Raw genomic sequence first — 24,748 nt, forward strand, 5'->3', positions numbered from 1 at the left:
GCTATAAGAAGTTTATTTTGCATTGCGGAATTCACAAGACTGGAAGCTCTTATCTTCAGGCGAGCCTGGCCTCCAATCGGGATCTGTTGGCGGGGAACTCGATCCATTACCCCGACCCCACGACCCGGCCAATGAAGCGTTCGGGCCGCAGCACAGCATAGCCGCAATCGGTTACGACGACAGCAAATCGTTTGAGCAGAACGTTGGCGCGTTCTTCGCACTCGATTCCGATTGCGAGACGTTGCTGATGTCAGGCGAGGAATTTTCGCGAGCCAGCACTCATCCATCTTTTTTTCAGGGTCTGTTGGATATTGGCGCCGAGGTGAAGGTGGTGTTCTATTTGCGGCGCTTCGATCACTTGCTTGAGAGCGTGTATGCGCAATGCGTCAAAGACTACCTGACGGGCCCCATCGAAGTCGCGGAATATCAACTTGATTTCTACGAAATCCTGCGACCGTTTGTTGAGGCGCTCGGACCTGATCGTGTTGTCGTTCGACCATACAACCCTAAATTTTGGCCCGGCGAATCGATCGGTCAGGATTTCTTCTCTGCAATTGGCTTGCCTCACCTCTGGGGCGCCATGAGGAAGCCGGCCGGCCGGATCAACGAAAGTCTGTCACGGCCGGAAACATACATGATTTCAGTTACTGAAGGCATCGCTGAAAAGCAGCGCTTGATGGACCACTTCCGAGCCCGGCCTTTCCCGGACTGCGACAGGGCCAAGTTCTTCCGGTCACCCGATTTTCGCTTTGACTTCAACCTGAGATACATCGGCTTGAACTCTGGCGTCGCCGCCCTCAATGGCGGGGTGGACATCACCGAGTTTCTCGATCTGGCCAACGTCGATGATGATCCACATTGGCAAGCGTTCGACCCGAACGACCCTCAGATAGTCGACTATCTTGAAACCTTCAGGGCCAAGAATTCGGACTTAGACGGTGGGGATGATTGGGAAGTGCGTGAAGATGGCATCGAGGGGATGCGCTTTTAGGGCGCGGATAATCGGGCGGAAACACTTACCCAACCGTAGGGTAAGGGCCGCTAGCTAAAAGCCCGCCAACCTTTCGGTGGGCGGGCCTCTACTGTCGGAACTGGAGAGTGTCATGTCGACAGCTCCGGCACTTGCGAACGGTTTGGTTAGTGGCGCCAGATCAGCAGGCAGAGCTGGCGCAGGTCACGATCATAAACGCCCCGGCTCTCGATCACGTCGATGCAGCGCTTCTTGAACCGAGTGATTTCGGCGCTCGACATAGCGTCGACAATGCGAGGCAGATCCGTATTGGTCGGATGGTCGGGGGACTCGGTTCCGACAGTGGCACCGCTCGTGCCAGTGGGGGCAGTGGTTCCGTCGTCGCCAACTGCGGCGTTCGCCGGCATGCAAAGATTTGCGAGAACGGCTCCAATCGCCATGCTTCCCACCAGGATCTCAAAAATCTTTGTCATAATTCGCATCCAGGATGGCCCCTTTTCCAAACCAAGGCCGGCGGGATTTTGCTCGCAACCAGCGGGACGGTGACAGTCGTTGAGTGATTGATTGGGTATTGATCGAAAAACGGGAACGCGATCAGATAGGCGTAGTCGGCGGTAAGATGTGCCATGCGGAAACCTCCGCTGGCGGCATCAATTATCATCCACGACATCCTCCAATATCCGGGTGAAGGTGCTGAAAGACATAGCTCATTAGAAAGCACGGATAGATGAATGAATGTCTAAAAACTCCTTTCCTATTCTTTGCAATGACAGTGTTAGGCGTCCTTAGCCGTGTTAACCGTTGATCAGCGTGAGGCGAGTTCCTGCGGTATCGCGTTCAGCTCGGCCTTTGCGGCGTTGGGATGCGCGCCTCTCGCAAAAGCGATGGCCAGTTGTGGAGCTGCTATTTGTTCTCCTCGCGGAAGTCCTGCAGCGATGCATGCCGCAGGTCATCCTCCACACGCAAGTGCTTCACGCGGCCGATCAGCCCGGCTTGACCCATTGCGTCGCAGGCCGCTTCATGACGCCCTTGGGCGCCGTGCCTGGGTGCTCCTGGACGCGTTTCCATAGCCTCTCGCGCATTTCCCGGTTCAAGGTGACGAATGCGCTGCCGACATAGCGCCCGGTGCCGCGCTCAGCCATCAGAGCGAAAGCCGGCTTGCCCGCTTCACGCTCGACGCCGAGCAGATCGAACTCGTCAATCGCATAGCACTTGGCCTTCAGCCAGTTGGTCGACGGACCGCTTCGGTATTTGCTGTCCTTCCGCTTCGACACCATGCCTTCAAGTCCGGCCTTGTCGAGCAAGTGAAAGATGGCCTTGGCTTCCCCCGGCAAGGGCTCGCTGAACTGAATACGCCCGCCGGGCTCGATCATGCCGGCCAGGATCTCGCGCCGCTCCTCTAGCGCCATATCGCGCAGATCGTGGCCGTTAAGATGAAGCAGATCAAAGGCAACAAAATACAAGTCGTGCTGCCGGCGGGTAATGGCTTTGCGCAGCGCTGCGAAGTCCGAAAGGCCCTTGTCGTTCAGAACGACTATCTCGCCGTCGACAATGGCGCTTTCGGCACCAAGGCGCTTGGCCTCTCTCACCAGGTCGCGATATTTCGCCGTCCAGTCGTGGCCGTTGCGCGTATAAATGCGTGTGCCGTCTTCATCGATGATCATCTGCGATCGGTAGCCGTCGAACTTGACCTCGTGGGTCCAGCCTTCACCCTCGGGAGGGTTCTCCACAAGGGTCGGCATCAACGGCTCGATGAACTTCAAACGCATGCACTGATCCGCCCTCCGGCGATTCAATAAGATTAAGCTAAAATAGTTCCGAAACTGGAAATCAGCCTCTTGGGTGCAACAAACTCGTCAACTCGGCGTTGCGGGATGAGCGAAGGAGGAATCGATATGGCCGACGACAAGAGCAAGCGGGACTTCCGCGATCGGGACCGGGTCTCGGCCGATGAGGATTATGAAGTCGAGTATTTCGCAACAAAGACCGGCATCACACCCCAGCAGGTGAAAGAGCTGATCGCGAAGCACGGCAACCAACGCGAAACGCTGGAGCGAGAAGCGAAGGCTCTGCGGAAATAATGACCAGGCTATCGGATCTCGGCAGACCAATAATTGGGCACCGACATGAAGGCCCGCCCGCGAGCGAGCTCGATCATTTCATGCCTTGCCCTGTTTGCGGCCAACAGATCGACATGCGCGATTTTCGCCAGGTCGCTTATCATTCCGATCCGGATCACGATCAGCCTATCGAACTAGACGCCTAGGAACAAAAGTGCCGAAATACCACGTTGAGGAAATGGACGGCGATACCGTGACGGCTACCCACATCGTCAACGCGACAACGCCGATCAGGGCGGCGCGGGAAGCGACAGAGCGCGACATCACTCTGCGCACCACCGAGCCCATCTGGATCAGGGTTGCCGACGAAAAGCGCGGCCACATATTCGAATACAGTTTCAGCCTGTAGCTGGCGATCCAACTCGGCTAGCTGAGTTTGGATGGCATACCATGCCGTCGACTTCGATACGCAAGTTCGACTATGACCCGAACACCAGGGTTCTCTCGGTTTGGTTTGTAGCGAGCGGGAAGCATTACGAGTTTTTGGACGTACCTGCTGAGGCCGTTGCCGCGTTCAAAGCTGCCTTTGCCAAGGGCGTCTATTTTAACAGCCACATCCGCAATCGTTATGCATTCCGGCTCGCGGCAGGGAGGGCAGCAGCCGCGTCGGGCGATTGACAGAATTTCAGATTCGAGGCGGCCCGCGCCATCGCAGGGGAGCAACTGTGCGAATTGACCAGGTTCCGAGGGCAAACGAAAACGCCCGCCGGCCGGGCCAGCGGGCGCGTATTATATTAAGCTAGGTGCTGGGCCTATTTGCCCATCATCATCGCAGCTTTGCAGAAGTTCTCATGGGCCTTCGCAATATCTGCGTCAGCGCAGTCCTTCATCACAGCGTCCTTATCCTCCTGAGACATAGCCGACCAAGCGGTTTTCGCTTCGGCCTCAGACTTCATGGTCTTCATGCTGCTGTCCGTGAAGAAAGGAGACATTTTTGCAGGATCGTCGAGCGCAGACGTGCCAGTGGAACTGCCGGCAAAGGCCGATCCGGTCATAAGGGCAAATGTCGCGCCGAGAATGAGCATTTTCGAATTCATCAAAATTCCTCCGAATGCAACTGCTTGAATGCAGCCGTGCTAATTCAACGCTTGCGGGTAGAAAGGGTTTCCAGCCAAATTGAAAATTGTAGAATTGCTACCGATATTTCGTCGTCAACCTAGGAGGAATTGGCCCGCAAGTTCGGTCAAGGCGGCCGGCGGCCACCATCGATGCTGCAATTGCCTGGCCGGTTGCCCCGGACTTGTTCAGGGATGGCCCGCGCTTGCTTCCGAGCGCGGGCCGACCATGATGAGTGAGGGGCGATCTTGGTCACCGGCAGGACCGCTTAAGAACGAGCCGGGTGTGACCGAACAGCCTCAGGGTGAGGATGTTCCCGACTGACGCAAAAAAGCCCGCCAGCGTGAGCCAGCGGGCAATCGGCCTTGAGTATACTAGAACGAGTTCCCCGGCTCGCTCGTTGAGAGGCATGAAAGACAAATGGGAATCTGACCACCAGTTCGTCGAAGGCGCCCGCCGTAGCCAGCGATGGGCGGAGAGAGAACTTGAATCCCTACAATCGACCATCCAAGAGACGCGCCGTGTCCTAGAGGCTTCACGGAAGCTCTTGGAAAAAATTGCCGAGCGCGAAGACCATACGCAGCCGTAGGGAATGGCCGGTGCAGTTGGGCATGCTTGTGGGCTTAACCGCACCGATATTGCATAAGTCACGGCTGATGGGCAAACCCACGGCCAGTACTTTCCGTGCAGGTGGACAGCTCGCCGGGCGAAGACCCCAACCACCTCGATCCCGGCGAGCCTAGACCTGATCAGAGTACGCGATCAGGACCGGGGATCAGCCGGCGATAGTGGCATCTCTTGCAGGTCAACCATTGTGAAGCACAGCTTCCTGATCGGACCTGCTGCCGTGTCGAATGGAATAGGCGCGAGTGATTTCCGCACCAAAAAGAAAAATTTCCGCCGAGTAGTAAGCCCACAACAGGATGACGAGCAGCCCACCGGCGGCCCCATATGAGGCCGCGACCGCGCTGGAGCCTATATACCAACCGATAAGCGATTTCCCGAGCGTGAACAGGGCAGCAGTCACAACAGCGCCAATCCAGACATCCCGCCATTCCAGGGTTCGATCAGGCAAGATCTTGAAGATGGCAGCGAAAATAGCTGCGAGGAGGACAAAAGAAACGACCGCGTTGATAACGCCCAGGACAAGTGTCCCGAACGGCAACTGTGCGTTGATGAGGTTGCCTAGGGCCGAAATCGCCGCGCTCGCGACTAGAGAGACGAGCAACATGAAGCCAAGTGCGGTGACCAGTCCCAGACTTACCGCACGTGCGCGCACCAGGCGCGACAACGAACTTCCCTGCGCTTCGACCTTCCATATCATGTTCAAAGACTGCTGTATTTCGCCGAAGACCCCGGAAGCGCTCACAAGCAAGGTGATGATGCCAATCACCGCCGGCCAAGTGCCGCCGGATGGCTTTTCGGATGCGCTCTTCAGTGCGGTTTGCAGGATATTTGCGCTTTCTGTACCCATCATCCCTGTGATTTGGGCGGACAATGCCGCTTGCGCTGCCTCGTGACCGAATGCGAGACCCGCAATTGCAACCACGATGAGCAGAATTGGCGCCAACGATGTTGTGGCATAAAAAGCGATTGCTGCGCCATGGCTGAGAGCATTGTCGTTGACGAACCCAACGACGGCTTCTCGCACCATTGCCCATGCATTTGTGATCGCGCGATGCATTTTGCGCCCCAGTCGAATTGGCGTTCACTAGCAATGCACCAGCACATGTGATGTTCCGGTTGCGGGCTGTGGCAGGAGTTTCGCACCGACTTCCGCGGAGGGTCGCCGGCATAGAACTTCCGCTCCGATGCGCTCGCATCGCCTTCGCCCCCATTTCGGGACGCGCATTTGATAATGGTTTTCTCAAGATCATTTTAGTTCGTTCGGAAACCATAGAAGCGGAGGCTGGCTCGTTTGCACCGACAAGGACAACAGCACGGAGGAGGTGTTGGAGGCGGCGCAGGAAGCTGGCGTGCATCCTGCGATCTCCGCCGGCCGCTGGCGGTACGAGCATCCGGACTATCGCCGCTTTTCCAAGCTGATTGGTCGAGGTGAGATTAAAACCGTCCTGAGCCTCAATATCGCTTTGAGGCGCCAAAGCTGCCAACGCGGTACCACCGTGTCTGCTTTCAGGCAGCGGCAACCAACGTCGTTGCGGCCAAGATCGCGCCACCAGCGGAATGGCACCTTTCCGCTGGTTTGCACCAGAAGCAGACCTTCTGCTCTCGTTCCATATACTGCCGGACCGCATGCGCCTCATATCGGTCATTCAGAATTAGCAGCCGCCTCTTTTCCGATGCCAACGCCTGAGCCTTTTGTGAGACCTAGGCGCAGCTTGCCGGCCGCAGCCTGTCCCAATTGGGACGAATAGTTGGCACCCATATTGCAAATCTACTACTCCTAAAGCTGCCGGACCGCTCTCGTGATGAGCCGCCAGTCGGCTAAGCGCCTCGTCGGTCTTTGAGCTGGCCCCAGCGGATCCCAAAAGCAGAAATTCGAGCGTACAGGCGACGTGAGGGAGGATACCCGAACCCGCGTGAACGAGGCTGTAAGGTCGATCGGATTTCAGTTCAATCGACAAGCAATTGATTTTCGCCGGGGTCGTTCCGATTCGCTTATTGTTCTGGTGTCGGACATCGCGAACCCGTTCTTTCCGGTATTCTTCAAGGGATCGAAAAGGAAGCTCGGGAACGAAGCACAATAGGTAACACAAAAGGTCAAAACAGAGCAATGGCCACAGCCGTTTGCGTCAGATTATTCAAGTTAATTCGCCGACCGCCAACGCGAACAGACGCGCATGGTCCCGTCCGTATAGCGTTGTTAATCCGGCAGTAGCATCTCCTCTTCATCGGCTGCGGCTTCGAACAGCAGCCGGAAGTCGTTACCCGGCATTTTGCCATCCATCGCAGATAGGCAAGCCTCAGCCGCCAGCCGCCACTTGGGGCCACGATTGGACCACTTTAGAAGCTCCTCCGCGGCGGCATCAACTCGGTTGACAACCAAGGCGAAGCCCCGGGCGCTCAGTCTTCACATAAACCGGAGGGTTGAACCAGCGGTGGGGCATCAAGCCTCTCGAACGTCAAAGGCGATGAACAGTCCCCAAACGGAGGCTGAATTGACGATCATTCCGACCAACTGGCAGTCAGTCTCACGAAGATCATGGCCGCGCTCGCGCACCGCTGCAATGGTCGCCTTCAGGGAAATTATATTGCCCGGTTGAGAACCCAACAGGACCTCGCGGACCAGCTCCTTGGCCGTTTGCTGCACAGGCCGAACAGGTGCTTGAACGTCCATCCCATCCTCCCAGAGAGATAGAACCTCACCAGCTATTCTGTGGGTCACTTTCCGAAAAAGGCAAGAGCCGGAAACGTACAAAGCAGGTTGCCGCAAACACCCCATTTTGGAACGGGACCCGCCCTTTGTTCATTATGGGTGGAATCAATTTTTGAATGCAAATCCAAGGAATTTACGCCGTGCTCGCCAAGGATGGACAAAGCGGAGGAGTTCTATACCCGGCTTTTCGAGCGGAGGCCTGATGATCGTCCCATGGACGTGTTGATCCAATGGCGCAACGTCGCAGGCGCGAACTTGCAAATCTTCCATGATAAACGGCGAATGATAAAAAGCCCGCTGACGTCTGGCGACGCTGCAGGGATGGCCCGCGCCTGCTTCGGAGGCTGCGCGGGCCGACCATGACGAGTGGAGAGGACATCTTGGTCACCGGCACGGACCGCTGAAGAACGAGCCAGCTGTGGCCAAACAGCCTCAGAGCGGGAATGTTCCCGCCTGACGCAAAAACACCGTGGCTCAGCCGGCGGGCTCCGTTGCAGGGGCACTCAGGATAGTGCCACGGGCGCGGCGTCTGGGGTCAATGCAGTTTGCCGACTAGCCGAGCGTATTCGGCTTCAGCCCTGCCATATGACCCATCAGCCAGCGCAATCAGACGCGCTCGGTCAAGAATGACTACCTCTCCTCGCATTGAGCGTATCAGACCTTGGCCCTCCAAGGTTTGCAGCGCTATGGTGACGCCGGGCCGCCTGACACCGAGCATAACTGACAAGAACTCGTGCGTAATCGCAAAGCTGTTCCCGTCGACGCGATCATCGCACATCACCAGCCATCTTGAGAGCCTGTCGACGATGTTCATCCGGGCATTGCTGAGCGCGGTGAAGCTTGCCTGGAGGTGAAAGTAGTGAACGTAGCGGAGCAGAAAACTTCGCAGGGTTGGGCTTGTCAAAAGCGCCTTGGTGAAGAGGCCCGCGTCGATAACAAAGGCTCGGGCCTCTAATTGGACGTAACAATCGTGCGTTGACCGGTCATCGCCCATGATAAGCGCTGAGCCGGTCATACCCTCACAACCTATGATTCCGATCTCAGCTTCAATACCAGGCCGCAGTTCGCCCACCACTGACCCGAGACCGCTCTCGAAGAAGTACACGGTTCTGATTGGAGACCCCGCCACTTCGAGATGCGTCTTCAGTCCAAGGGAGACGCTTTCCAAATGAGGTTGCAGCAAGGCCAAATCTGCCGAGCACATTCGAAGCAGCAGCGAATTGCGATAGATGGAATTTTGGCGGGTGTCGCATTGCGCGGCAGTGTGAGTTCGTGAACTGGAGTCTGTCATAGCTCCCTCTCCCTATTGGGGCGGAAGCATGTTGATCGCTCACAGCCGACGGACGCCCTTAGAGTTGCCGTCGATAGCACACTGTATGCCTGCGGGCCGCGGATGTCCCATTTATTAACAACTGCGTTGATCAGCGCGAGCCAAGCTTTGGCGCGCCCGCGCTAAGACGGCATTCAGATACTCCAGGAATTCGTCATCGCTTTTCGTTGACAAGCCGACTTGTCGAGCGCGAGTCACAATGCGCTCCTGGAGTGAAACCGCTGTCTCATAGTGGTCCACGATCATCTGAAATGAAGCGCTCACTGGGGCGGATTCAAAGAGCTGTGCCATTGTGGCAATGTAGTTCCAAGATGATGAGAGTCGATGCGGCCGCTGCTTTGCGTAACAATCGTACAATGTGCTCAAGAATGTGCGGTTACCGGATCTAGACGGCCTATCCGGAGGTGGTGTGGAATTCTGCTGACTTAGCAGCACGGATAGAACTCGTGATCCGCCACGCAGCACGCGCCAGATAGGACCAATAGGGCGTAACTAGCGACGCGAGCGCCGCCGCTGCGATGCAGTGAGCCGAATGCGCCGAGGCCCATCAACTTCCACCGGGTCACCTCGGCAGTGGCCGCCTTCACCCCGGTCATGTCTTCGCTGAGCGATTCACCGCGTCTTCAGCCTTGGCAAAACGCTGCACCAGCTTGTCGGTCTTGGCGTACATCTTCGATCGGCTGGCGGCTGGGCGCTGCTCGGATTGCTCGTAAGAGAGCGCGGCTCAAGCATCGCTGTCGTTTAATGTCGCGCCGGATCTCGGTTGCGTCTCGCTGAACGCCCTCCATGGACGCCCTTCATCGTGGGTCCACCAGGGCTTTCTTGTTGTCTGAATAGCCGCCTTCGTGCGCGAGCACCTTGGCAGGCGCTTTCTTTTCGCGCGAAATTGCCATCGTTTTCAAGCGGGAGGGTCGGGATGCAGATTTTCGATGACATCGAGGCGCTGCTGGATGCGGGTGAAGCCTCGACGGCACTTAAGGAAGTGCGGGCGCTGGTGCATCAATTTGGGCGCGGGTCCAGTGTCTTGGCGGGCGCGATCGACGACCTCATTATTGACCTGTCGACGCTATCATTCGTCGCCGATGCTTACGGAGGCCGCATCGCAGAGGCGGCGCGCATGTTGGCCCGAAAAAGACTATTGAAAATCAAGTTGCTCGCACCTCGTCAAAGCGTTGAAGTGGTCAGCTAGAGATTGGTGGTCGCTACGAAAAACGTGTAGACCTGCTCGGTGCTCCGACGCATCGAAACCTCTCGCCATCATCGGTTCCGTGCGGACGAAAGAGCCGCCTGACCCTGCGACCAGATGAAAGCTTGGACTTGCGGCAGACCGCAAGCAGTTGGAGCTTGAATTGCCGACACACTCTCAGGAACCGTTGCCGGGATCGCACTCCATTGGTCGTCGGCCCAGATCCGGCGCGCCTCGCTTAAGGTGCCGGTCGAATATGGCCAGCTTCTCTTCGTAGCCGATCCGCACTCTGGACCTGCAACTATCGCATTTGAAACCGGCAATCGTTTTCAGCCAGGATCCCCTTCTCACCATAGGGCGTGAACAGGAGGGGCATTGGAATTCTAAAGGTACGTCGCGCAGTTCATTTGATAGAGGCACTGTGCATGTTCTCCTCAGCGGCACGGCCACTGCAACAAAGTAGAAGGAGAAATGTTTCCGGATTCGGCCATTTGCGGGAAAGAATCGGACCTAAGTCTAAATGGTGAGCGGCCCTGAAACCCATCGGCCTTTGCGTCGGAAATTAAAAATAGCGAGGGTTCGAAGGCGGCCGCGGGCGTGAGGCTGGCAAGTGGGCCAAGACGGCGGCGGTAAGGCGGAGCTGTGGCGATCAAATAACCGGTTCGCCCAGAATCTCGTTCACCCAGCTCATGGTTCTCAGCCCGTATGCCATTCCGGCGCAGTCGGCAAACCAGTCGAAGACACTCATGTCACGCCCTGTGACGCTTTGAAGGATTTCGATCGCTGCGCCCGTAAAAGCAAGTAGAACCGCCAGCCGGACCACCTGTTGGGGCCAGCCGAGGCTACCCAAAGCCGACAAGGTGGCGAACGCGGCGGCGTGGTTGAGCTTGTCGTGATGAGACGTAAAGGCCAACGCGTGCAGCAAGTGGTCTGGCAATAGCGCGAGCAACAGGACGACCGCCAACGTGGAGAGAAAGGCAGCCCTTGCCATGCTCTGATAAAAGCTCGACTGCGGCAATCTATCCGCAGCACTCCCGGTTCCTAGTTCTCGCTTCCGATACTGGCGCACTAGGCAGAGCTCCAACCTGCATCTGAGCTACGAGCGCGAACAACTGGCATGCTTAACAGGCCTCCTGATGTCATCAGGAAGTTCCATGAAACAGCCTATGTCACTCTGGATGGTTCCATAGGGCGCTGCGAATGTCGCCCTCCATTGTGATGAGGCCGAGGGTTTCCTGCCGAAAAGGCGCGGCGGAATAGGCGAGCCATTGGTACCGCTTGCGCCCAGGTGCGATGCGTATCGTGCTGGGCGGGAGCGGAACTCTTTCCAGCCTTGGCCCAGCTGTGCAGCCGGGCCGACGCCCTTCTGAATTCAATTATCGCCGGCGTCGCGGCTAAAAGACGAAACCGCTGTTTAGTCTGGTCATCCCTGCCTTGGTGATCTCGCCTCTACATATTCCAATCCTAGACGCTAGGCCAGCAGCGGCCACTCGCGGCTGTCCATCAACAATCCCAAACATCAGGTCGCGGTTATATACAAAAAAGCCGGCCACCTTTCGGCAGCCGGCCAGTGCAAACAAGGAAGGGAACGTTGCACTGATGGGGCAGTGCACCGTCCGAAGCGTTTCCAGGCGACAATGTTCCACCGATGAGAGAACAAAGAAGGCTTCACCGCCAGCGCACATTCCCCTTAGCTGCGCTGTATTGCCAGCGGCTAGTCTCTAAAGGCCTTTAACCAGCCACGGATCGGTGTCGTATCCGAGGCGCGGCTTTTCCGGCGTTCCATCGGCCGGCAATTTGGCGGTTCCGGTCGGCCTGCAGTCCAGTTCGAGCACCTGCTTCTTGGCAGAGTGCTTCGTAGAGCAAAGGTCCGTGGCGTCACTCACCACCACCTTCTTCTCCTTGGCTATAGCGACACCAGTCCCAGCGATCACGATCGCCGCGCAAAACACAGCTACTCTCATCATACTCCCCACCGTTGCTCCTCCCCAAAAATGCTGAGCATGACGTTACGGCACATTTAAATTAGCGCAAGCGAATATTAGCTTGACTAGTCCCCTTCACATCGGCTCTGGTCGCCTCCCCTTGCTGCTGCGCCTTGCGAAACCGGCAGCGCGATATGCTAGGATGGGCGCATGCCTGCTCATGACCGGGCGGCCGCTGTTAACGACTTGAGCTTGACATGGCAGAAGGCTGCAGCCGTCAAGTTTCCCAAGTCGTCGTGGCGATGAACGATCGCGTCGAGGATCGCTTACCAAGCGGCGTTTACTAAGTTCCGCTGGTGCAGCCCTGCGCGAACACCATAACCACGTGATGACAAATCAGCCATGTGTGTGGCGCGGCGGGCTTGTTCCGCTTGTGGCCGGCGCCTACCCACCCGGGTTCCCCAACCATGGCGTCGGCCATTTTCGTTCTCTCAGCGATTATAGGCCTTTGCTATCGGCCTATGTGTTGGCCTTGGATGGCGAGATCGCGGTTAGATCGCCTCGTTCGTTTGGATGTTTCGCTGGCGTTGGCAGGAGGCGCATATGTTCGCCAGCCGGCGGATACCACACCGCCCCACCGGTCAGGCCCAGCGCGTCCGCTGCAAAGTCCCCGCAGACCGCTGCTGGGCCGCTGGCGGGCAGCGGCTACTTGCTGACGATCCAATCCACCAAGCCAGTTTCGATCAGCTCGCACCCAGTGAAATCGCGCACCAGGGCCTTGGCTAAATCGCGCCATTGACACTCAGGCGTACCCGTTTCCCCTACTAGGGCTCGGAATGCACATCGGAGAACGTCGGCTTGAAAGGCGGAGACGGCAACAGTAGACGGGTCGGCATCTTCCCAGCCTAGCGCCACGTCGCGACGACGTTGACCAAGGCGCTTCAGAAGCTCGCGTGAGGCTCGGATGGCCCTGCGCGATTGATCCATGTCCCGGCGAAATGTGGCGGGTTCCGCCATGGACTTCTGGCGCATCAGCAAGGTGGCCGTAGTGGCCGCTCGAGCGATATCTATGGGCGTTGCAACCATCGCAGCCTCCCAGAAAAGGCAATGGCAAACGACACATTAATAAGCTCGCCGAAACTCTCTCCGCAATGAAAAGAGTTGTACGAATTTTACCAACCCGCACCCTTTCAGTGATGCCGGGCCGCTGCTGTCCTCGCTCTTGTTCTGTCATCGTAATGAAGGACGACATCTCCGAGCACCCGTAGCACACCTGTTGCATGGAAAAAGCTGTAGGCGTTTATAGGTGCCCGGGCACTCCGCCATTTGTTTGCGTTGTGGAGCGGGACAAAGCAGGTTTCCTCACTCAGGCCGCCTACCGTGAAGCGGGGCACAAGCCCGACTTCGACGCATTGCCTTGGGAAGCTGAATACAGGGCCGCCAACTCAACGAAAGCCGGTCGTACGCCTAGCTAGCAACCAGAGGCACCGTGACGGTCGTGGCGTAATTTATCGGATACTGGTCGAAATACGGGAAAGCGATGACGAAGGCATAGCTCGCGGTCAGATGCGCCATCTTGAAGCCGCCGCTGGCAGGGTCGATCGCGATCGTCACAATGACGTTCTGCAGACCCAGGTTCACCAATTTCTGCGTGGCGATGGCCTGGATGTCGCTCTGCGAAAGCGTGTTGTTCAGCTGCAGCGCCCGAGAAGAGGTTTCCAGTGTATAGCGGACGGTCGACACGGCATTCATGGCCCAGCCGAAGGCGAAGATTCCGAACAAAAGCATCACCAGGAAAGGCGCGATCAAGGCGAATTCCAGCCCGGCTGCGCCGGAGCAGTCACGGCGCCACCTGGATCCGATCCTTTCAGCGGACACGGATCACCTCCTGATGGCTGATCGCGCGCGGGTCCGGGAAAACACCGAAGTTGAACGGGGGCACCCAGGTGCCCGTGGCCGTTATCTGGACGAAGACAGTCGGCAGCTTTGTTCCGCCGCAGATGGTGGTCTCATCCACGACCGTGGCGCCGCACAAATAGGAGCGGATCAGCACGACGGCGGCGTCCTCGGGCTTGTCGTTCCAGCTCGAAAGCGCGACCGCCTGCGTTCCCGTGTCATTGGACGCGCCGGCCATTACGAGATTGGCCGCGGTTTTAACGCCCGCGCGCATCTGCAGGTAACTCGTTACGTAGGACCAGCCGTCGGCGATGCCGAGGCAAACGAGGCACAGGATGGGCAGCAACATGGAAAACTCGACGGCAGCTATCCCGGATTTGTCCAGGACAATGCGCAAGGTCCGCCCACCCATCCCGCTACTCGACGAGCTGAACGGATTGCGTCGCCGGAATGTTCTTCATCCCGAGGCTGGTGCAGTCCTGCTTGATGGTCGTACTGCCTGACCACTGGATGGTGTCGGCGACGACCTGAGTGCAGCCACCGTTCCCCGAGAAGTTGCCAAGATAGTTGACCTGCTGCCTGGGAAAATAGATGGCGCCGGTCAAAAGCGAGTCCGCTGTGCCATTGAAGGTGCTCTGTGCCGCAGTCCCGGTCCTGTCGCCGTAGAACAGCACGCCGGAATAGGCTCCGGAGGTAGGCGCGCTCAGCGTCACCTTGGCGTTGCCGTTCATGCTGACAGTGTTGCTGCCTGCCATGAAGATGGTTACCCCGCTGCCCGCGACGACCGCGTTGGCGTTGACCTTCATACCGCCCTGCACGACGTAGACGCCGGGCTGCAGGGTGACGTTGCCGCTGAGGCTCATGCCGCTACAGTAGGTGCCAGGCTGGAGTGTTTGCGACGTCTTGTTGCCGTTGACAGACTTGCACGGGTTCCCGGCCGTCGGCGCCGCCAGGCTGGAGAAAGGATCGGCTGCCGGCAAGGCCTGGGTGATGTTGGACTTGCAGACCGTGGTCGCCGGATTGTTCAGCACCATGCCGCCGACCGTGATCAGGCAGTCGGCCTTGAGCACCGCCGAGCCCTGCGTCTTTATGGCGTCCGAGGCAATCGAGTCCGACATGACCGAACAGCCGGTGAGGTTGACGGTGGTGTTGCCGGAAAAGAGCGCAGCCTGGGAGGCCGACTGACTGAGCGCCAGCACGCAAGCCTTGGAGGCGTCATTGATCAGCGCCACCGCCCTTGCCTGTTCGGCAACGGGCGCCTGGTTGAAAATCGCCGTGAAGTAGCGATCTAGGTTCTGCTTGACGATGACCTCCACCGCCTTCTTTGCGGTGTTCGGGCCGGACAATGGCGGCGTGTTGACCTGGATCGTGCCCGGCGTGGCAAAATTGTTCGAGGTCGCGGACTGCGTGGCGGCGGCGATGATGGTCGGGTTATCGGAACCCGCGACTTTCTCGAGCGCACCGGCATAGGCCGCGGCATCGGCAACGGCCTGCAGCTTAAGGCTGCTGTAATACCAGAAGGATGTCTCCACACCGAGGCCGGCGCCGCCAACCACGACCGGCAAGGTGAAGGCAACGATGACGGCAACGTTACCGTTCGTGGCGCGCCTTAGGCGGCTCAAAGCAAACCAGATCCGGGTGAACGCGTTGGATGCCATATGTATTAGAAACCATGAATAGATAAACGAATGTGTAAAAAACCCATTCCGATTCGATGAAGTCCGACCTGCCAGACGAAATAGGTGCGCTGCAATTCCTCCTCGCCTCGCATGTACCGAGATCAGGCCGCTCAATCTGCGGTCGATCTCTACGGGTTGGAAGCGGCGACCGCCGTGGCGCAGTGCGCTTTGGAGGCTCATTTCGACGGTCGACCAGATGACTATCGCTTTTGGTGCGATGTCTTTCACCAACTGAGAAGAGCAACTGAAGGAACTTTTGCCGCGAAATCGTGTTCGTTCGAGCATGACCAGAATAGCCGACCTTGGACCGCCTAAGCCCGGCAAGCCACACCAACCGCAGGACGGGCACGATCGATTTCACCCATGCCCGATCTGCGGCCAGCAGGTCGACAAGCGCGACTTCCGCCAGGTCATGTGGCACGAGCAACCAGATCATGAGCCGCTGGAGCTCGATCAGTGAGGCAGGAACAACTGGGCCGCCAGCCAGAAGCCGACGGCCATCAAAGACAAAACAACGAGTGCGACGAGGAACAGCCTCATCGCCGGTTCCTACCACGCGTCAGAACAAAACCCGCCGACCGAAGCCAGCGGGCTTTTGTTGCAGGGCCGTGGTTTGCTTAGGATGTGGATCGCGGTTCAACACTGGGTGCCAATTGCGCAGTCACTGCGCTCAGACGCCCACGTTTGGTCAGTACTGGCTTGCTGTATTCTTTCTTCATGCAGTCCCTCCAGTGGAAATTTGAGGCAAAGCGCATTTACAGCCAAAGGTTGTCAATCAGCCCGCGCCTTGTCAATTCAAAAGGTGCCCGCCGCCCTTGCGTCCGGCGGACGAGAGACGTCACACCGCAAGCATCTCACCAGCCATGGAATCGTCCAACACCGTCCAGGTACTGAGGTTACCTAGCCGCAGGAGGGTCCTGAAGCCGCACAACCTTGTCGAGATGTAGCCGTATCCGCTGGCCTTCAGCGAAGGACAGCGCAAACGATTCCAGGCCGAATGAGCGTGTAATTTCCTGGTCGGTCTCTATGATGCGGACGACCCATTCGCCACTGGCTCCGACCACTTCCACGCGAGGCGTGGCCTTGCGAATTGACACCACGTTGCTCATCACATCCTCCCTACGAAACGCAATGGCAAGTCGATTTAAGACCGTCGTAGTCGGTAGATCAATAACAAATGCTTGCTCGGATCGGACGAACCATCCTGGATGGGCATACAACGGGGGCTAATGCCACTTCAGTCAGGCGAACCCTCCGGGGAACCTCCCTTGAGATAGCCTCTGCTTCAGGTCGTTGGCATTCAGGATGGCCGCCAGCTCTTCGGCATACTCCATGTCGGGAAGGTCGACAGATGGGTGGCCCGCTACAATAGCCGGCAGCCCGGTGAACACGTCGAACACCGTCCACGTCCCATCCGGTTCCCGCCTTACGCCGTACCGCAGAGTTGCCATGAGGGGATGCTAATGGAAGCCGCGAATATATGGTACAAAAAATGCGAGCGGGCGATCGGACAACGGGCACGCCTTGCAGAAGTTTTGCCGCTACGACGGGTTCGGTCGGGCACGGCCAGAATAGCCAACCTCGGACCGCCCATCCCCGGCAAGCCACATGACCTGACTGGGAAGAGCATTTCTATGCGCGCCCCATTTGCGCGCAAAAGGTAGACCGTCGCGACTTCCGCCAGGTGATGTGGCACGAGCAACCGGACCACCAGCCGCTGGAATGCGACGCCTAAGAGCGCAGCACAACCCAACTGGTCATCGCTATCGAAGCAGCGTTTGCGGGGCGGCCGCTTCTAGGCGCATGGTGGCTAGATGACCCGAATATGGGTGGGATCGGATGGCGCCACGATTTATAGCGAAACCACTGTCCTGGCCGACCGAACCGGCGGCTGGCTGGTCCGGGCCGGAATGAACCGGGGCAATGCCCGGCTCAACGGCTACGCTCTCGATCAAGTGCACCTGGTCCCGGTAGATCGTGCCGTGGAGGTCGGTTTCGGCGGCGCAGTTTTACTGCCGCAACTTATCCGTGAGGCAGCATTCGTTTGCGGTGTTGACCGCTCGCAGGATGTCGTGAACGCTGCCTCCCACCGGTTCGCCGATGCAGTGCGCGTCGGACGAGCCGAGTTCCGAACCGGGCTAGTCGAGGACTTGCCCTTGCCGGATAGCACATTCGACAAGGCTCTCAGCGTCCACACAGTGTACTTCTGGCAAAGCCTTAGAGCTGGATCCGCAGAGCTCCATCGCGTCCTCAAACCAGGCGGTCGCGTCGTGCTTGGCTTCCTCCCGAAGGCACATATGGACCGGATGAACATGCCGGCCGATATTTTTACACCTCGCGAGCCGGATGAGGTCATTGCTGCCTTGCGAGAGGCAGGGTTCAGCGACCCTGAAGTGCGGAGACCGAGCACGGAAACCGCATGGCTCGTTGTGACAGGCACGCGAAGATAAGTTTCGGCGCCTGGAAGCGGAAAAGCCCGCCGCCGAAGCCAACTGGCTTTGTTGCAGGGGTTTGCCTAGGCTCCTCTGGGTTCAACACTGGGTGCCAATTGCGCCGTCACTGCGCTGAGACGCCCACGTTTGGTCAGTACTGGCTTGCTGTATTCTTTCTTCACTGCAGTCCCTCTCTAGCGAATTTCGGCAAAGCGCCTTGGGCCTAAAGGTTCTCACTCATCGGTGCAGGTTGATGGCGTGCACACAGCCGTTACGGCCGAGAGCTTCTCGCGCTTCTTTAGTTCCGGCTTCTGATAAGGCTTCTTCATGCAGGGTTCCCCACGTTTGTCCCTCAATGCGAAAATGCGGTGCGCCGACCACGATTGTCAACCGGAAACACTGAAGTAGCGGCCGAGCGACGCCAGGGGCCGGCACGCGCGGTCAGGGCGGCGTGCGCAGCGTGGATGCTGCAATTGCCTGGCCGGTTGCCATGGCCTGCTAACGAGCGCACACTGCTGCGGTCGCCTCGAAAAATCAAAAACAAACAGGCACGAGGCGCTTGGGAGCGATCATCAGGCTTTCGCCCGACCAGGGAGAAGGCCCATGCCCACACCGGCACAGAGCCGGCTCATATATTTTATGGGCCAACTCGTTCACAACGAGAGCATCGTTTCCAAGCAGGATATTATCGTCGGCTTACTGGATCACGAAGGCAGTCCGACGGCCGACGCCGACGAATTGCTGGCGAACTTGCATCGATCACTGCAACAGGCCCGACAGAGCTTGCACGAGGCGCAAGAGATCTATGGAGTCAGAAATGCGGAGTAGCGAAAAAACAAAACTCGCATACACAGCCGCAGAGTTCGCCGAAAAACACGGTTTGACCGTGAAGGCAGCCGAAATCATCCTGTCCGTGAACGGCTCCTCACGTGTCGCTTGCGATGCAGCAGCACGCGCATTCAAAGAAGCGGTTGCGCACCGAGCACACAGCAATGACGGCGAATGAGGCCCGCGCCTGCTTCCGAGGCTGCGCGGGCCGACCATGACGAGTGGAGAGGACATCTTGGTCACCGGCAGGAATCGCTGAAGAACGAGCCGGGTGTGAACGAACAGCCTCAGAGCGAGGTTGTTCCCGACTGACGCAAAAAAGCCCGCCAACATGAGCCGGCGGGCCAAGTAATGGGTCGCTGTCCAATGAACGCGTTAGGTGTCTTCAGATGGATTTTGGTCGAGAAGCCGCCGCGCGTCAGGCGCAACAAATCGGGCGCCGATTGAACGCCCTGCGGACGCAGGAACGCCTTCGTCTCGCGGGCGCTCCGCGTAAGCAAATCTTCGCCGCCGAGAAGCTCAATCGTCTCGGCCCAACCGTCGTCTGCAAGCAATTCGTGTGTCATCGCAGTTAGAATCCCACCCGATTCCGCAGGGCAATACCTATCTTATCGCCTAGGCCCTTTTGCCCCTACCGCCGAGACATGACCGCGCACCACGGAGCTGTCGAACATCTGCACCAGGTGCGACCGGTGTCGTTGCGCCCACTTCTGTGCCGGATAAGCAAAGACTAGGCCGGTAAACGGTGAACGCAGTTCGGGGAGTACCCGCACCAGATCGAGCTGATGGGCGAGATAGCCTGGAAGAAAGCTGATGCCCAATCCTATCGCCACGAGCGCCCTCACCGTTAGCAGATCATCGCAGGTGAGGCCCCCTGTCAGGTCAACACCGATCTTCCGGTCGCCCGCCAGCATCGGCAGCGGTCGCGCCCATGCCTTGCTGAGGGCGATTAGATCGTGATGTTCGAGTTGCTCCAGTGAGACAGGTGTGCCCCGGCGGCCGAGGTAGGCCTTGGAAGTGTCCTGAAGGACCCGTCACGAAAGCGCGTGAGATCAGGCTGGAATCGCGCAACGGGCCGACGCGCACGGCGAGGTCGATGCCGTCGGCGACGAGATCGGCAACGCGGTCGGTGACGACGAGATCAACGGCGACCGCCGGATAAGCCTTACGGAACGCTGCAATAACAGGCGGTAGAAGCGTCTGCGCGATATCCACTGACGCCGTCAGCCGAAGCTGTCCGTCCATCCCCGCCGACTCTGCGCGAAGCTCAGCTTCGACGGTCTCGATTTCTCGCAGCGCGATGCGACACCGCTCGAAATAGGCTTGGCCCTTGGGCGTAGCGCGCAGCTTTCTGGTCGTGCGCTGGATCAACGAGAGCCCGAGCCGTCGCTCCAGGGCCGCGACCTTGGCGCTCACTGTCGTTGCAGGCATGCCGAGACGGCGCGCCGCGCCGGCAAAGCTCCCTGCCTCGAGGACGTTGATGAAGACACATATCTCGTCGATGCGCATTCCCGGATTATGCAGAAAACGGGATGCTCATTCCAGTCATCTCATATTTTCCGGGCAATGCATTTGCGCGATGATTTCGCTTGTGGAAATCGCCAGCAGGGGAGCGGAGGCCATGAACGATCAATCGATCAATCCCAATGACGCCGCCAGCGTCGTCGAAAAATATGCCATCAACCCGCGCGTTCGGGTCGGTCACGTCCATCTCAACGTCGCCGACATCGAGCGATCGCTAGCCTTTTATTGCGGTGCCCTCGGGTTCGGCGTCACCATGTCGCTAAGCGAGGAGGCTGCCTTTCTCGCGGCGGGCGGATATCACCATCATCTGGCGCTCACTAACTGGAAAAGCCGCGGCGGCGCCGCGCCCCCGATTGGCACGACGGGCCTACACCATGTCGCCTTTCTCTATCCGACACGGGCGGCGTTGGCGGCTGCGCTGCGCCGCCTGCGAGCAGCAGGGGTGACGCTCACCGGCGCGAATGACCATGGCGGCTCGGAGGCGATCTATGTGCGCGATCCCCGGCAACGGGGTAGAACTCTATTGGGATCGCCCGGAAGCGGAATGGCCGCGCAACCCGGACGGCGCGCTGAAACTGGTCAGCAATCCGCTCGACGTGGACAATCTCGCCCGCGAGGGGGCATCAGACTGCTAAGCCGGCCACCGCCATGGCGGGCTGCGTTCGGAGGACTGCTGCGACAGTGCTAGCCATTCACCGAGCCACGGAGCCGGTTGGCTGCGAGCGGAGGGCAACCACTCGGCTGGCGGGCTTCGCCACCCCAGGTATTAAAGTGTACGCTTCGAGAAGACCGTCGGCAAACTCAAGCGCTTAAAATGCGTCGCAATACCCTGCGGGAAGAGAAGCGAAGCTTCGCATCCGAGCTTATAGGACTTGACCGGCGGCTAGCCAGACGGCTCCCGCGCGGCTGAGACGGCCCTGTCCCGTTCCTTTGGATGAACTGCGCCTTGTGGCCGGTGATGTTCTCGATCGCCTTCAAAAGGGGTCGATGGACCTCACAGAGCTTGGCATGCTCGCTGTGGTACGCACAGCGACCCGAATATGCTCTTGTGCAGCGCTTCGGCTGCCGCCAGGAAGCGCTCGATTTCAGCCCGGGAAAGCTGTTCGGAAGGTTTGGTTCTGGCCATTGGTGCTTGCGCAATTACTAATTTAGTGAAACCTTACGTTCTTCTGGGGAGTAGACGTGAGACCGGTCGGTCCAGCTATGGGCGGCATTGAACATGATGTTTTTTCCGCGATTACTGATTGGGATGTTTGCCACGTCGACCGTGGTAGCGACCTGGACTTACCTAGCAACCGATTCGTTCTGGAAGTCCCTTGCATGGACCTTGCTGATTTTTATCATCTTTCAGGTTGCATATTTCCTATTTTCATTCGCGCTTTTCTACAAGTAAGTTTTGGATGAAAAGAACCGAAGAAAAACCGAACACTGCCGAGCCTACCTGTCGAGACGGCGGTGTCTCATCTGAAGGGCGCTCGATGACGCTTTGAGGGAGACCGCCAGACACGAGAGCAGCGATCATGCTAATCTTTGCGAACCATGCGAAAGAAGGAAAGCCGTGGCAGCGCCAACAATCATCGAAAAGCGCGCTGGCGCTGGATGTCGCCACGGAGATCGTCGTTAGGGTGCGGACCGACGACGCCGAAGCCGAGGAGGGCGAGCGGGGTCTAAGGAGGAAACACAGATGGCTGCCTATCTGATAGCGGATGTAGACGTAAAAGACGCTGCCTTGTTCGAGGAATATCGGCGGGACGTTCCCGCTACCGAAGAGCGGTACGGTGGGCGGTACCTGGGCCGCGGTGGCGCCACCAAGGTTTTGGAAGGTGATTGGGATCCACACCGACTGGTCATTGTCGAATTCCCCGACATGGCGTCATTGATGGGCTGGTATAATTCGCCGGAATACGCCCGGCTGATCGAGATCCGCAAACGTTCCGCTAACACCAGGATCATCGCTTTAGAAGGGATTGCAACGCCTGCCGCGTGACCCATAAGCGCGGCCAGCGGACCCGACGACAGTTGGGCATCCTCAGCGTCATTTCTTCCTCACGGCGAGATGCCGGAGCAGCAAGACCACTTAGTACCGTCTATGATCAATTTGCCGCTGCGCCGGCGAGCGAGCAAAAGACGCGGGAACAGGTGTCTCGTGACCGCCGTGTTATCCCGATCATCCGAAGACGTTCGCTCTGGTGCGGGACGACTTCAAGTTCTTTTTCAAGGGTGTTCGGAGGTTGGCCCACGGCTGAAGGGCTGCACAACCAAGGGGCGACGATCAGCTTCTCCACCTTCAGACACATCGTGATAACCTGTCGGCCATGAAATCGGTGGCTTGAGAGAAACGTGGGCGGGCCCCAGGAGACTAATTTCTGCCCATGGGGAAGGCGATGTCCGCGCTAGCCGGAATGTCAGCTACCGAAGATCCGCCGTGTGAAGGCTGCCAGTCCGCTAACGGCCGCCCCAAAGCTGCCGGTCAAGACAAGGTCGCGTTGGAACCGATCCTTCGCATCCCCCGTTATCGAATGGAAGGGACATTACTTGCCATTAGGAGATGAAGAATGAAACGGCTTCTTTTTGCCACTGCCATGATGGCTCTTTCCAGCGGGCTTGCGTTCGCGGGGACGACAGGGACAACAGGGACGACGTCGAGTGGCTCCTCCACTACCACAACGATGCCGACGACAGATAACAACACGGATTCGACCACAACGAAGTCGACCAATTCGAACTCAGCGAAGGACTGTGCGCCCGGCCAGCAGAGTGGCAGTGCTAAGCAGGCCGCTCCTGGTCAACAGGATGACACCAGTGCCAAGTCCGCAGCCCCTGGACAGATGAAAACGACTGCCGAAGGTTGCTAATTGTGGCGGGAGGGGCTGGTTTGCACCGGCCGGAATGGATGCCTCCCGCTGCCGACCGGCGGCAACGGACCGGCCCGCGCCCTTCGATCAGCGCGGGCCGTTTTTCTGAAAGAACCTCCCTTAATCGTCCAAGGAGCCTGCAGCCTTTTCTTGGGCGAGCCGGAATGCATAGTTGGTCGCGGATGTGATTGTTGAATAGCGGCCCTTGGTGGGGCAGATTTGAACGCGACAAACGCCTCAAGCGGCACGCCCAGGAAATCGTATTGCTTCCCCCCTCGCTCAAACAGACCGAGAGAACCCTGGTCCGGGTCAATAGTCGAACTTGCGCATCGAGGTCGACGGCATGGTGCGTTTCAAGAAACCAGCGTGAGCCGCGGCCAGCCGGGTATGGACCGCCCTACAGGCTGAGCTGTATTCGAAGATGTGGCCGGGCGTAGAATGACCTCGCGTTCCGCCGCTTCGCGCGCCGCCCTGATCGGAGTTTTCGCGTTGACGGTGTGGGTGGCCGTCACGGCATCGGCTGCGATCTCCTCAACACGGTATTTCGGCACTTTTGTTCCTAAGCGTCGGTAGCGACTCCGCTTGTTTAGGGGTCGCCCTCAAAGAGGAGAAAAGGTGGCAAGCTCGTCGTCTCCCTGCCGCCGGGGGTGTGACCCGGCGGCTTGCACGTTCGACTAGGGTCGTTTCAGCGGTGACCGGTCTTACGGCGTTGGCGCAGGATCCTGTTTGGAAGCCATCTCGTCGATCTTCTCGGCAAGCACGCTGTTGGCCCATTCGGTGACCTCGGCGTCGACCGGCTTGTTGGCCATATCGGCGAGCGCGTCATCCAGCGATGGGACGGCGGCAGCAGCATCGGCCGCCGCTATATTGGCGGCATCGAGCGCCGCCTGCGCTGCATCGATCTGCTCCTGGGTCGGGACTTGGTCGGCCGGAGTATTCGGGTCGTTCAATTTGGCGTTCAACGCGTCGACTTCCGCTTGGGCGGCATCTACCGCGGCTTGGGCGCCCTTGGCGGCAGCCGAAGCTGTCACATAAGCCTGAATGCCGGCGAATTTCTTGCTCTTGGAGTTCATATAAGCGTTGATGTTGCGCTGCAGCGAGTTCAGCCGGCCAAGCTTGGCGTGAATGTTCTTGTCCTTAGGCGTCGCGGCGACCTCAATGTCGTCGACGGCGACCTGGTCTTCGCCCGAGGCCTTCTTTCCGGCGTGAGCCGATGCCGACTTGCCGTGCGAAGCGCTGTTGCCGGACTTCCCGCCGCCGTTGCCGGACTTGCCGCTATTGCCGTGACCACCGCCATTGCCGTGACCACCACCATTGCCGTGACCACCACCATTGCCGTGACCACCACCGTTTCCACCCGCACCAGCGAAAGCAGGAGCGGTCACTAGCGCAAGCGCGGCAAGCGCCGCCAAAAGGGTTTTTCGGGATGTCATGGTACCTCCTCAGGCGAATAGCCACCTCGCCGATTCGTTATAGAGCGGCTTATAAGAGTTTCCTAATTCGACTGAATGAACTTTAGATAAATGCTTGTTGCAATGAGCGACTGACGACTGCGAAGCGCTTTGTAACCCTCTGAAATCTAGCAAAAAATCCGGAGTCGCAGACCGTAT

At 58.4% G+C, this 24,748-nt stretch carries 31 protein-coding genes and 2 pseudogenes; 12 read left to right on the forward strand and 21 right to left on the reverse strand.

Features of this window, described 5'->3' with window-relative positions; translation table 11 throughout:
* The first annotated feature begins 22 nt into the window (after positions 1 to 22).
* Entirely contained in the window at positions 23 to 991 is a 969-nt protein-coding gene (locus NKL06_RS01370; protein ID WP_352580033.1) for a hypothetical protein, read from the forward strand.
* A gap of 146 nt (positions 992 to 1,137) precedes the next feature.
* Here NKL06_RS01370 and NKL06_RS01375 read toward each other — a convergent pair whose 3' ends face one another.
* The 3 genes and pseudogenes from NKL06_RS01375 to NKL06_RS01385 form a co-directional block, all read right to left on the reverse strand.
* Positions 1,138 to 1,443 (reverse strand): hypothetical protein, encoded by a 306-nt coding sequence (locus tag NKL06_RS01375; protein ID WP_023673877.1) that lies wholly within the window; start codon positions 1,441 to 1,443, stop codon positions 1,138 to 1,140.
* Positions 1,440 to 1,598, reverse strand: a complete 159-nt coding sequence (locus NKL06_RS01380) for a hypothetical protein (RefSeq protein WP_155929886.1) — start codon at positions 1,596 to 1,598, stop codon at positions 1,440 to 1,442. Before NKL06_RS01380 ends, NKL06_RS01375 begins: the two co-directional genes overlap by 4 nt.
* 275 nt (positions 1,599 to 1,873) lie before the next feature.
* Positions 1,874 to 2,739, reverse strand: a pseudogene (locus NKL06_RS01385) (ATP-dependent DNA ligase).
* 126 nt (positions 2,740 to 2,865) lie between these two features.
* Between NKL06_RS01385 and NKL06_RS01390 the strand changes: the two are divergent.
* From NKL06_RS01390 to NKL06_RS01400, 3 genes are all read left to right on the forward strand, one after another.
* Positions 2,866 to 3,051, forward strand: a complete 186-nt coding sequence (locus tag NKL06_RS01390) for a DUF3606 domain-containing protein (RefSeq protein ID WP_023815822.1) — start codon at positions 2,866 to 2,868, stop codon at positions 3,049 to 3,051.
* A gap of 193 nt (positions 3,052 to 3,244) precedes the next feature.
* Positions 3,245 to 3,439, forward strand: a complete 195-nt coding sequence (locus NKL06_RS01395; RefSeq protein WP_023699326.1) for a hypothetical protein — start codon at positions 3,245 to 3,247, stop codon at positions 3,437 to 3,439.
* Positions 3,440 to 3,480: 41 nt separating this feature from the next.
* The gene (locus NKL06_RS01400) at positions 3,481 to 3,708 is read left to right on the forward strand and encodes a KTSC domain-containing protein (RefSeq protein ID WP_023673160.1); all 228 of its coding nucleotides are present in this window, start codon (positions 3,481 to 3,483) and stop codon (positions 3,706 to 3,708) included.
* 134 nt (positions 3,709 to 3,842) lie between these two features.
* Here the strand turns inward: NKL06_RS01400 and NKL06_RS01405 are convergent, their stop codons facing one another.
* From NKL06_RS01405 to NKL06_RS01430, 6 genes are all read right to left on the reverse strand, one after another.
* A complete protein-coding gene (locus tag NKL06_RS01405) occupies positions 3,843 to 4,127 on the reverse strand; it encodes a hypothetical protein (RefSeq protein ID WP_023673895.1) in 285 nt (94 codons plus the stop codon).
* A gap of 824 nt (positions 4,128 to 4,951) precedes the next feature.
* On the reverse strand, positions 4,952 to 5,830 hold the full coding sequence (locus tag NKL06_RS01410) for a YihY/virulence factor BrkB family protein (protein ID WP_286456758.1): 879 nt from the start codon (positions 5,828 to 5,830) through the stop codon (positions 4,952 to 4,954).
* Between the two features lie 1,140 nt (positions 5,831 to 6,970).
* Positions 6,971 to 7,153 carry a DUF982 domain-containing protein gene (locus NKL06_RS01415; protein ID WP_245267211.1) on the reverse strand — a complete coding sequence of 61 codons (183 nt, stop codon included), beginning with the start codon at positions 7,151 to 7,153 and terminating at the stop codon, positions 6,971 to 6,973.
* Between the two features lie 60 nt (positions 7,154 to 7,213).
* Positions 7,214 to 7,444: a hypothetical protein gene (locus NKL06_RS01420; RefSeq protein WP_023690600.1), complete on the reverse strand. Its 231-nt coding sequence runs from the start codon at positions 7,442 to 7,444 to the stop codon at positions 7,214 to 7,216.
* Positions 7,445 to 8,018: 574 nt separating this feature from the next.
* The gene (locus NKL06_RS01425; protein WP_023706251.1) at positions 8,019 to 8,774 is read right to left on the reverse strand and encodes a Crp/Fnr family transcriptional regulator; all 756 of its coding nucleotides are present in this window, start codon (positions 8,772 to 8,774) and stop codon (positions 8,019 to 8,021) included.
* Positions 8,775 to 9,238: 464 nt separating this feature from the next.
* Entirely contained in the window at positions 9,239 to 9,409 is a 171-nt protein-coding gene (locus tag NKL06_RS01430) for a DUF1515 family protein (protein WP_023673960.1), read from the reverse strand.
* A gap of 320 nt (positions 9,410 to 9,729) precedes the next feature.
* Between NKL06_RS01430 and NKL06_RS01435 the strand changes: the two genes are divergently transcribed.
* Entirely contained in the window at positions 9,730 to 10,002 is a 273-nt protein-coding gene (locus NKL06_RS01435) for a hypothetical protein (RefSeq protein WP_023690703.1), read from the forward strand.
* Positions 10,003 to 10,648: 646 nt separating this feature from the next.
* On the opposite strand, the gene NKL06_RS01440 is transcribed toward NKL06_RS01435, so the two are convergent.
* The 6 genes from NKL06_RS01440 to NKL06_RS01465 form a co-directional block, all read right to left on the reverse strand.
* Positions 10,649 to 11,017 (reverse strand): VanZ family protein, encoded by a 369-nt coding sequence (locus NKL06_RS01440; RefSeq protein ID WP_245261975.1) that lies wholly within the window; start codon positions 11,015 to 11,017, stop codon positions 10,649 to 10,651.
* A 703-nt stretch (positions 11,018 to 11,720) separates the two neighbouring features.
* Positions 11,721 to 11,963, reverse strand: coding sequence for a hypothetical protein (locus NKL06_RS01445; RefSeq protein WP_156936070.1), 243 nt, complete (start codon positions 11,961 to 11,963; stop codon positions 11,721 to 11,723).
* A gap of 666 nt (positions 11,964 to 12,629) precedes the next feature.
* Positions 12,630 to 13,010, reverse strand: coding sequence for a hypothetical protein (locus tag NKL06_RS01450; protein WP_023690706.1), 381 nt, complete (start codon positions 13,008 to 13,010; stop codon positions 12,630 to 12,632).
* A 381-nt stretch (positions 13,011 to 13,391) separates the two neighbouring features.
* On the reverse strand, positions 13,392 to 13,802 hold the full coding sequence (locus NKL06_RS01455) for a TadE/TadG family type IV pilus assembly protein (RefSeq protein WP_023716265.1): 411 nt from the start codon (positions 13,800 to 13,802) through the stop codon (positions 13,392 to 13,394).
* Positions 13,792 to 14,232: a TadE/TadG family type IV pilus assembly protein gene (locus NKL06_RS01460; protein ID WP_023807148.1), complete on the reverse strand. Its 441-nt coding sequence runs from the start codon at positions 14,230 to 14,232 to the stop codon at positions 13,792 to 13,794. Before NKL06_RS01460 ends, NKL06_RS01455 begins: the two co-directional genes overlap by 11 nt.
* Before the next feature lie 4 nt (positions 14,233 to 14,236).
* The gene (locus NKL06_RS01465) at positions 14,237 to 15,679 is read right to left on the reverse strand and encodes a pilus assembly protein TadG-related protein (RefSeq protein ID WP_502903719.1); all 1,443 of its coding nucleotides are present in this window, start codon (positions 15,677 to 15,679) and stop codon (positions 14,237 to 14,239) included.
* On the opposite strand from NKL06_RS01465, the gene NKL06_RS32655 reads away from it, so the two are divergent.
* Complete coding sequence (locus NKL06_RS32655; protein WP_084013115.1) at positions 15,590 to 15,814, forward strand: Y4oE-related protein; 225 nt, start codon at positions 15,590 to 15,592, stop codon at positions 15,812 to 15,814. The genes NKL06_RS01465 and NKL06_RS32655 overlap by 90 nt on opposite strands.
* A 581-nt stretch (positions 15,815 to 16,395) precedes the next feature.
* Here the strand turns inward: NKL06_RS32655 and NKL06_RS01470 are convergent.
* Positions 16,396 to 16,608, reverse strand: a complete 213-nt coding sequence (locus tag NKL06_RS01470; RefSeq protein ID WP_023690461.1) for a hypothetical protein — start codon at positions 16,606 to 16,608, stop codon at positions 16,396 to 16,398.
* Positions 16,609 to 16,740: 132 nt separating this feature from the next.
* The gene (locus tag NKL06_RS01475; protein ID WP_245265714.1) at positions 16,741 to 16,899 is read right to left on the reverse strand and encodes a hypothetical protein; all 159 of its coding nucleotides are present in this window, start codon (positions 16,897 to 16,899) and stop codon (positions 16,741 to 16,743) included.
* A 414-nt stretch (positions 16,900 to 17,313) separates the two neighbouring features.
* Between NKL06_RS01475 and NKL06_RS01480 the strand changes: the two genes are divergently transcribed.
* From NKL06_RS01480 to NKL06_RS01490, 3 genes are all read left to right on the forward strand, one after another.
* Positions 17,314 to 17,949, forward strand: coding sequence for a class I SAM-dependent methyltransferase (locus tag NKL06_RS01480; protein WP_023670654.1), 636 nt, complete (start codon positions 17,314 to 17,316; stop codon positions 17,947 to 17,949).
* Between the two features lie 585 nt (positions 17,950 to 18,534).
* A complete protein-coding gene (locus NKL06_RS01485; protein WP_023690459.1) occupies positions 18,535 to 18,759 on the forward strand; it encodes a hypothetical protein in 225 nt (74 codons plus the stop codon).
* Positions 18,749 to 18,937, forward strand: coding sequence for a hypothetical protein (locus NKL06_RS01490; protein WP_245261925.1), 189 nt, complete (start codon positions 18,749 to 18,751; stop codon positions 18,935 to 18,937). The genes NKL06_RS01485 and NKL06_RS01490 overlap by 11 nt, the downstream gene beginning before the upstream one ends.
* A 109-nt stretch (positions 18,938 to 19,046) precedes the next feature.
* Here the strand turns inward: NKL06_RS01490 and NKL06_RS01495 are convergent, their stop codons facing one another.
* Genes NKL06_RS01495 through NKL06_RS01505 form a run of 3 tightly spaced genes read right to left on the reverse strand, consistent with a single transcriptional unit; the run spans position 19,047 to position 20,268 of the window.
* Entirely contained in the window at positions 19,047 to 19,325 is a 279-nt protein-coding gene (locus NKL06_RS01495; protein WP_023670652.1) for a hypothetical protein, read from the reverse strand.
* A gap of 42 nt (positions 19,326 to 19,367) precedes the next feature.
* Positions 19,368 to 19,736 (reverse strand): LysR substrate-binding domain-containing protein, encoded by a 369-nt coding sequence (locus NKL06_RS01500; RefSeq protein WP_084013112.1) that lies wholly within the window; start codon positions 19,734 to 19,736, stop codon positions 19,368 to 19,370.
* On the reverse strand, positions 19,642 to 20,268 hold the full coding sequence (locus NKL06_RS01505; protein WP_023690457.1) for a LysR family transcriptional regulator: 627 nt from the start codon (positions 20,266 to 20,268) through the stop codon (positions 19,642 to 19,644). The genes NKL06_RS01500 and NKL06_RS01505 overlap by 95 nt, the downstream gene beginning before the upstream one ends.
* Positions 20,269 to 20,380: 112 nt before the next feature.
* On the opposite strand from NKL06_RS01505, the pseudogene NKL06_RS01510 reads away from it, so the two are divergent.
* From NKL06_RS01510 to NKL06_RS01515, 3 genes and pseudogenes are all read left to right on the forward strand, one after another.
* Positions 20,381 to 20,918: pseudogene (locus tag NKL06_RS01510) on the forward strand (VOC family protein).
* 614 nt (positions 20,919 to 21,532) lie between these two features.
* Positions 21,533 to 21,676: an exopolysaccharide production repressor protein gene (locus tag NKL06_RS32660; protein ID WP_502902375.1), complete on the forward strand. Its 144-nt coding sequence runs from the start codon at positions 21,533 to 21,535 to the stop codon at positions 21,674 to 21,676.
* A 291-nt stretch (positions 21,677 to 21,967) separates the two neighbouring features.
* A complete protein-coding gene (locus NKL06_RS01515) occupies positions 21,968 to 22,270 on the forward strand; it encodes a DUF1330 domain-containing protein (protein WP_023670645.1) in 303 nt (100 codons plus the stop codon).
* 1,569 nt (positions 22,271 to 23,839) lie between these two features.
* On the opposite strand, the gene NKL06_RS01520 is transcribed toward NKL06_RS01515, so the two are convergent.
* Positions 23,840 to 24,571, reverse strand: coding sequence for a hypothetical protein (locus NKL06_RS01520; protein ID WP_023694064.1), 732 nt, complete (start codon positions 24,569 to 24,571; stop codon positions 23,840 to 23,842).
* Positions 24,572 to 24,748 lie beyond the last annotated feature (177 nt).

The organism is Mesorhizobium sp. C268A (genome assembly GCF_040324475.1).
Lineage (GTDB): Bacteria > Pseudomonadota > Alphaproteobacteria > Rhizobiales > Rhizobiaceae > Mesorhizobium.

Bases quoted from the DNA above. Each gene is read 5' to 3' on its own strand.
- NKL06_RS01505 (WP_023690457.1), bottom strand. From the start codon at position 20,268: ATGCGCATCGACGAGATATGTGTCTTCATCAACGTCCTCGAGGCAGGG.
- NKL06_RS01430 (WP_023673960.1), bottom strand. From the start codon at position 9,409: ATGACCGGGGTGAAGGCGGCCACTGCCGAGGTGACCCGGTGGAAGTTG.
- NKL06_RS01390 (WP_023815822.1), top strand. From the start codon at position 2,866: ATGGCCGACGACAAGAGCAAGCGGGACTTCCGCGATCGGGACCGGGTC.
- NKL06_RS01490 (WP_245261925.1), top strand. From the start codon at position 18,749: ATGCGGAGTAGCGAAAAAACAAAACTCGCATACACAGCCGCAGAGTTC.
- NKL06_RS01445 (WP_156936070.1), bottom strand. From the start codon at position 11,963: ATGAGAGTAGCTGTGTTTTGCGCGGCGATCGTGATCGCTGGGACTGGT.
- NKL06_RS01515 (WP_023670645.1), top strand. From the start codon at position 21,968: ATGGCTGCCTATCTGATAGCGGATGTAGACGTAAAAGACGCTGCCTTG.
- NKL06_RS01495 (WP_023670652.1), bottom strand. From the start codon at position 19,325: ATGACACACGAATTGCTTGCAGACGACGGTTGGGCCGAGACGATTGAG.
- NKL06_RS01520 (WP_023694064.1), bottom strand. From the start codon at position 24,571: ATGACATCCCGAAAAACCCTTTTGGCGGCGCTTGCCGCGCTTGCGCTA.
- NKL06_RS01465 (WP_502903719.1), bottom strand. From the start codon at position 15,679: ATGAGCCTCCAAAGCGCACTGCGCCACGGCGGTCGCCGCTTCCAACCC.
- NKL06_RS01405 (WP_023673895.1), bottom strand. From the start codon at position 4,127: ATGAATTCGAAAATGCTCATTCTCGGCGCGACATTTGCCCTTATGACC.
- NKL06_RS01480 (WP_023670654.1), top strand. From the start codon at position 17,314: ATGACCCGAATATGGGTGGGATCGGATGGCGCCACGATTTATAGCGAA.
- NKL06_RS01435 (WP_023690703.1), top strand. From the start codon at position 9,730: ATGCAGATTTTCGATGACATCGAGGCGCTGCTGGATGCGGGTGAAGCC.
- NKL06_RS01425 (WP_023706251.1), bottom strand. From the start codon at position 8,774: ATGACAGACTCCAGTTCACGAACTCACACTGCCGCGCAATGCGACACC.
- NKL06_RS01400 (WP_023673160.1), top strand. From the start codon at position 3,481: ATGCCGTCGACTTCGATACGCAAGTTCGACTATGACCCGAACACCAGG.
- NKL06_RS01450 (WP_023690706.1), bottom strand. From the start codon at position 13,010: ATGGTTGCAACGCCCATAGATATCGCTCGAGCGGCCACTACGGCCACC.
- NKL06_RS01375 (WP_023673877.1), bottom strand. From the start codon at position 1,443: ATGACAAAGATTTTTGAGATCCTGGTGGGAAGCATGGCGATTGGAGCC.
- NKL06_RS01460 (WP_023807148.1), bottom strand. From the start codon at position 14,232: ATGGGTGGGCGGACCTTGCGCATTGTCCTGGACAAATCCGGGATAGCT.
- NKL06_RS32655 (WP_084013115.1), top strand. From the start codon at position 15,590: ATGTACCGAGATCAGGCCGCTCAATCTGCGGTCGATCTCTACGGGTTG.
- NKL06_RS32660 (WP_502902375.1), top strand. From the start codon at position 21,533: ATGTTTGCCACGTCGACCGTGGTAGCGACCTGGACTTACCTAGCAACC.
- NKL06_RS01485 (WP_023690459.1), top strand. From the start codon at position 18,535: ATGCCCACACCGGCACAGAGCCGGCTCATATATTTTATGGGCCAACTC.
- NKL06_RS01470 (WP_023690461.1), bottom strand. From the start codon at position 16,608: ATGAGCAACGTGGTGTCAATTCGCAAGGCCACGCCTCGCGTGGAAGTG.
- NKL06_RS01420 (WP_023690600.1), bottom strand. From the start codon at position 7,444: ATGGACGTTCAAGCACCTGTTCGGCCTGTGCAGCAAACGGCCAAGGAG.
- NKL06_RS01380 (WP_155929886.1), bottom strand. From the start codon at position 1,598: ATGGCACATCTTACCGCCGACTACGCCTATCTGATCGCGTTCCCGTTT.
- NKL06_RS01410 (WP_286456758.1), bottom strand. From the start codon at position 5,830: ATGCATCGCGCGATCACAAATGCATGGGCAATGGTGCGAGAAGCCGTC.